Genomic DNA, 7,141 nt, shown 5'->3' with positions numbered 1-7,141 from the left:
CACGCAAGAAGATTTGCTCGCTAATGCGCGTGACTTGGATGGAGACCAACTGACAGCACTGAACTTGGCAACGGATGATGAAAACATCACCATCACAGACAATGGTGACGGTACTTACACCTTAACGCCAGATGCGGACTTTAATGGTGACATCACCTTTACGTTCGATGTGTCTGATGGCGATGATGTTGTCTCAACCAACCTTGAGTTATTGGTGTCACCAGTTAACGATGCGCCTGAACCACAAGATCAAGCGTTCACCATTGGTGAAGATGGTGTGCTGACCTTTACTGATGCGGATCTCCTAACAGGCGCTACCGATATTGAAGGGGATGACTTATCTGTTGAGGGCGTCACTTACACAGGCGCGGACGGTGTTCTTACTGACAATGGTGATGGCACATATAGCTTCGCACCAAACGAGAACTTTAATGGCGACGTGAACTTCACTTTCGATGTTTCCGATGGCACGGATACCGTGACGGCGAATATCGACGTAAGCGTGACGCCGGAGAACGATCCACCAGTTGCAGGCAGCACGGCTTACACCGTTCATGAAGACAATTCGATTACCATTAGTAACGAACAGCTGTTGGCTAACTCGTCTGATATAGAAGGCGAAGTGGCGATTGATAGCGTGAGCTACAGCGGTAACGATGGCGTGCTGGAAATCAACGGTGATGGTACGTACACCTTCTCACCAAACGAAAATTTCAGCGGCGAGGTGAGCCTAGATGTTGTCGTTGTCGATGAAGATGGTGCAACGGACTCGACCACTGCAGGCATTACTGTGATTGAGGTAAATGACCCACCAATCGCAGGTCCTACCGCATACACTATCGATGAAGACCAAGTTCTAACCTTCAGTGAATCGCAAGTGCTACTGAATGCTTCGGATGTTGAAGGGGATGTTGAGCTAGTAGGCATCAGCTACGACGGTCCAGATGGCATCTTCTCAGTAAACGGTGATGGTACTTGTAGCTTTGCACCGAATGAAAACTTCAATGGCCAAGTACAGTTGGATGTGACCATTCGCGATGAAGATGGTGCAGAGGTCGATACTTACATCACAGTCGATGTCTTACCAATCAATGATGCACCAGTATCGGGTAACTTGGCGTACAGCGTTGACGAAGACAACTCAATCACACTGAGCCAAGAGCAGCTTCTTGCTCAAGCATCGGATGTAGAAGGTGATGCGCTGACTGCGTCTAACCTAGTGGTTGATGGCGATGCAACGGTTACGGTAAACGACGATGGTAGCTTCACTATCACGCCAGATGCGAACTTTAATGGCGACATTGATATCACGTTCGATATCAACGACGGCAGCGATACTATTGTTGCAACGGCGGACCTAACGGTTAACCCAGTTAATGACTTGCCGCAGCCAGAAGATCAAGCGTTCACCATTGGTGAAGATGGTGTGTTGACCTTCACTGACCAAGATCTGCTTGATGGTGCAACGGACATCGATGGCGATGACCTATCGGTAGAAGGTGTGAGCTACACTGGCGCAGATGGTGTCCTAACCGACAACGGTGACGGCACATACAGCTTCGCTCCAAACGAAAACTTCAATGGCGACGTGAACTTCACCTTCGATGTTTCCGATGGCACGGACACCGTGACCGCGAATATCGATGTGACAGTCACGCCAGAGAACGATCCACCGGTGGCAGGCAGCACGTCTTACACAGTGCATGAAGACAACTCGATCACCATTAGTGACGAGCAGTTACTGGCGAATTCATCAGACGTCGAAGGAGATGTCGCAGTTGATAGCGTTAGCTACAGCGGCACAGATGGTGTGTTCCAAGACAATGGTGACGGTACGTACACCTTCTCGCCAAACGAGAACTTCAATGGCGAAGTGAGCCTAGACGTTGTCGTGGTCGATGAAGACGGTGCGACGGATTCAACTACCGCGGGTATTACAGTACTTGAGGTGAACGATCCACCAATCGCAGGCGCGACCAGCTACTCAGTGAACGAAGACGAAGTCATCACCATTAGCTCTGAACAGCTGTTGGCGAACGCTTCTGACGTTGAAGGTGAAGTTGCGATTGATAGCGTGAGCTACAGCGGCTCCGACGGTATCTTTACCGATAACGGTGACGGTACATTCAGCTTCGCACCAAACGCCAACTTCGATGGCGATGTGAGCCTAGATGTTGTGGTTGTTGATGAAGACGGTGCAACTGCGGCAACTAACGCAAACATCGATGTCTTGCCAATCAACGATGCGCCAGTATCGGGCAACTTGGCTTACAGTGTCGATGAAGACAATTCAATTACGCTAAGCCAAGAGCAGCTTCTTGCCCAAGCATCGGATGTAGAAGGCGACGCGCTAACCGCATCTAACCTAGTTGTTGACGGTGATGCAACGGTCACGGCAAACGATGATGGCAGCTTCACCATCACGCCTGATGCGAACTTCAATGGTGACATTGATATCACGTTCGATATCAACGACGGCAGCGACACTATTGTTGCAACAGCTGACCTAACGGTTAATCCAGTTAACGACCTACCACAGCCAGAAGATCAAGCGTTCACCATTGGTGAAGATGGCGTCTTGTTGTTCACTGATGAAGATCTGCTTGATGGTGCAACGGATATCGATGGCGATAGTCTTTCGGTAGAAGGTGTGAGCTACACTGGTGCAGATGGTGTCCTAACCGACAACGGTGACGGTACTTACAGCTTCGCGCCAAACGAAAACTTCAATGGCGACGTGAACTTTACCTTCGATGTTTCTGACGGCACGGATACCGTGACCGCAAATATCGACGTAAGTGTGACGCCAGAGAACGATCCACCAGTGGCAGGCAGCACGTCTTACACGGTGCATGAAGATAATTCGATCACCATCAGTAACGAACAACTATTGGCTAACTCATCTGACGTAGAAGGCGAAGTAGCAATCGACAGCGTGAGCTACAGTGGCGCAGATGGCGTGTTCCAAGACAATGGTGATGGTACTTACACCTTCTCGCCAAACGATAACTTCAATGGTGAAGTCAGCCTAGATGTTGTCGTGGTAGATGAAGACGGTGCGACGGATTCAACCACCGCTGGCATTACTGTTCTTGAGGTGAATGATCCGCCAATTGCCGGTGCAACTAGCTACTCAGTCAACGAAGACGAAGTCATCACCATTAGCTCTGAGCAGCTGTTGGCGAATGCTTCTGACGTTGAAGGTGACGTCGCGATTGATAGCGTCAGCTACAGTGGCTCCGACGGTATCTTTACCGATAACGGCGATGGCACATTCAGCTTCGCACCAAACGAAAACTTCAACGGTGATGTCAGCCTAGATGTAGTCGTGACCGATGAAGATGGTGCGACGGTAGCAACCAATGCAAACATCGATGTTCTTCCAGTCAATGATGCTCCGGTATCAGGTGATTTGGCATACAGCGTTGATGAAGATGGTTCTATCACTCTCAGCCAAGAGCAACTTCTTGCTCAAGCCGGCGACGTGGATGGCGATGAACTAACCGCATCCAACCTGACAGTTGATGGCAATGCGACCGTTGTTGCGAACGATGACGGCAGCTTCACAATCACCCCGGATGCAGACTTCAATGGCGACATTGATCTGAGCTTCAACATTACGGACGGCGATGCCACCATTCAAGCCACTGCCGATCTGACTGTGAACCCAGTAAACGACCTACCAACGGTTGGTCAGCCACAGTTCGTCACGCAAGAAGACACCAGCTTCACCTTTACCGAAGAGCAACTGCTGCAAAATGCAGGTGATATCGATGGTGATAACCTAACGGTTGAAAACGTTGCTTCTGACAGCGGTACTTTAGTCGACAACGGTGACGGCACGTACACCTTTGCGCCGAATGAAAACTTCGATGGCAACGTGAACGTGACGTTTGATGTCAACGATGGCACCGCAACCGTGCCAGCAGAAGCGAACATTGATGTTCAATCTGTGGTTGATATGCCAGAGCTTTCGATTGCTTCGGACTTGGTGATTGCTTCGGACAACTTCGAGTCTGGCTCGAACGGTTGGAACGTGAGCACTGAAAGTTCACAAGGCTTCGAAACGGGCGACATGCTGGGTCGTATTGGTGGCACTGGCGGTGATGAAGCGGTCAGCAAAACCTACGATATTCCAAGCGATGTCAACGAAGTTAATATCTCGTTTAGCTTCTACGAAATCGATTCATGGGATGGCGAGTCGTTCCAAATCTTTGTGGGCGGTGAACAGCTAACGACGTTAGAGAACTCAGCGTTCCGTACTCAAGATGGTACGACAACGCTATACGACTCTGACGGTAACGAAGTGGGTGAAGTGATTCATGGAGCCTCTCAACGTGAAGGCTTCAGTGGTTGGAATGACCAAGCACACCAAGTGAACTTAACCGTTCCGGTGGAAGACGGTCAGCTTCAGTTAGGCTTTGGTTCTACGCTAAACCAAAGTATTCCTGACGAGTCATTCGGCATCGACAACATCGAAATCACGGTAGCGGACGCGGATTACCAAATCATTGGTACCGAAGATACACCAGTGCCGCTTGATATTGATGCCGCATTGACCGATACCGATGGTTCAGAAAACCTCGCTATCTTGATTGAAGATGTGCCAGAAGGCAGCGCACTATCAGCAGGTGTTGATAATGGCGACGGCACTTGGTCACTACAACCAGGCGAGCTAGAAGGACTAGAGTTTATCCCTTCTGCGGACTTCAACGGCGATGTGACGCTAACCGTGAATGCAACCTCTACAGATGTTGATACTGGAACCACAGCGACAGCGACGCAAGATGTGACGATTCATATCTCGCCGACCAATGACGCACCAGAAGTGACGGGCGATATCACGGCAGTCACCGCCGAAGACAACAGCATCACGCTGACTCAAGAACAGTTACTGGAGCACGCTGTTGATATCGATGGCGATGACTTAAGTGCAATCAACCTAAGCACCAATGATGAAAATGCGACGGTTGAAATGAACGAGGATGGCAGCTTCACCATTACTCCAAGCGAGAACTTCTACGGTGATATCGAGTTTAGTTACGATGTCACGGATGGTGAAGAAGTGGTTGCGGCTGGTCTCGATCTAACAGTAACACCAGTGAATGACGCACCAGAGCCACAAGATCAAGTGTTCACTGTGGGTGAGGACGGTCTTCTTACCTTCACAGATGCAGACTTGTTAACAGGCGCGACGGATGTAGAAGGTGACAACCTAACAGTTGAAGGCGTGACTTATACAGGCGCGGACGGTGTCCTAACTGACAATGGCGATGGTACGTATAGCTTCGCTCCAAACGAAAACTTCAATGGCGACGTAAACTTTACCTTCGATGTTTCCGATGGCACGGATACAGTGACGGCAAATATCGATGTAACAGTTACGCCAGAGAACGATCCTCCGGTGGCGGGCAGCACGTCTTACACAGTACATGAAGACAACTCGATCACCATCAGTGACGAGCAACTACTGGCTAATTCGTCTGATATCGAGGGTGATGTTGCGATCAGCAGCGTGAGCTATAGCGGTAACGACGGTGTGCTCGAAATTAATGGCGATGGTACTTACACCTTCTCACCAAACGAAAACTTTACAGGCGATGTTAGCCTAGATGTTGTCGTGGTTGACGAGGACGGCGCGGTTGATACAACAACAGCGGGCATTACCGTTCTTGAGGTGAACGATCCACCAATCGCAGGCACAACCAGTTACACCATTGATGAAGATGAAGTCATTACCATCAGTGCAGAACAGTTGTTGGCAAACTCTTCCGATATTGAAGGTGAGGTAGCACTAGATAGCGTGAGCTACAGTGGCAGCGAAGGTATCTTTACCGACAATGGTGATGGTACGTTCAGCTTTGCACCAAACCAAAACTTCAATGGTGAAGTGAACCTTGATGTTGTAGTCGTGGACGAAGATGGTGCGACCGCTTCGACGACGGCAAACATTGATGTTCTGCCAATCAATGATGCCCCAGTATCGGGTGACTTGGCTTACAGTGTCGACGAAGACAACTCAATCACGCTAAGCCAAGAGCAGCTTCTCGCTCAAGCAACGGATGTAGAAGGTGATGCACTAACCGCTTCCAACCTAGTGGTTGACGGTGATGCGACGGTTACGGCTAATGACGATGGTAGCTTTACCATTACGCCCGACGCGAACTTCAATGGCGACATTGATATCACGTTTGATATCAGTGATGGTTCTGACACCTTGGTCGCGACGGCAGATCTAACGGTTAATCCAGTTAACGACCTACCACAGCCAGAAGATCAAGCGTTCACCATTGGTGAAGATGGCGTGTTGACCTTTACTGATCAAGACCTGTTGGATGGTGCAACCGATATCGATGGCGATGACCTATCGGTAGAAGGTGTCACATACACTGGCGCGGACGGTGTTCTTACTGACAATGGCGATGGCACATACAGCTTCGCACCGAACGAAAACTTCAATGGCGACGTAAACTTTACCTTCGATGTTTCCGATGGCACGGACACCGTGACCGCGAATATCGATGTGAGTGTGACGCCAGAGAATGATCCACCAGTGGCAGGCAGCACGTCTTACACGGTGCATGAAGACAATTCGATCACCATCAGTAACGAGCAGTTATTGGCTAACTCATCTGACGTCGAAGGCGAAGTCGCGATTGATAGTGTCAGCTACAGCGGCGCAGATGGCGTGTTCCAAGACAATGGTGATGGTACGTACACCTTCTCTCCAAACGAGAACTTCAATGGCGAGGTCAGCCTAGACGTTGTAGTTGTCGATGAAGAGGGTGCGACAGACTCAACCACTGCGGGTATTACCGTTCTTGAGGTGAACGATCCACCAATCGCAGGTGCGACAAGTTACTCTGTCAATGAAGACGAAGTCATTATCTTCACGGAAGAGCAACTGCTAGCGCAATCAAGCGATGTGGAAGGCGACGTGAGCCTAGAAAGCGTCTCTTACAGTGGTAACGACGGCATTCTAACGGCGAATGACGATGGCACTTACAGCTTCGCACCAAATGAAAACTTCAACGGTGGCGTAAGCCTAGACGTAGTCGTCGCTGATGAAGACGGTGCAACAGCGACAACCAACGCGAACATTGATGTATTGCCAGTCAACGATGCTCCGGTATCTGGCGAC

Annotated in this window: 1 protein-coding gene; it reads left to right on the top strand. The window is 49.9% G+C overall.

The window, feature by feature from the left end; all coding sequences use genetic code 11:
• Window positions 1-7,141 (top strand): tandem-95 repeat protein (locus IQR33_RS25735; RefSeq protein ID WP_228014144.1); only part of this gene is annotated, 7,141 nt, incomplete at both ends.

This window comes from Vibrio sp. OPT46, from assembly GCF_015163535.1.
GTDB classification, from domain to species: Bacteria; Pseudomonadota; Gammaproteobacteria; order Enterobacterales; family Vibrionaceae; genus Vibrio; species Vibrio alginolyticus.
The sequence above is the reverse complement of the archived record's forward strand: the minus strand, read 5'-3'. Positions and strand labels throughout refer to the sequence as shown.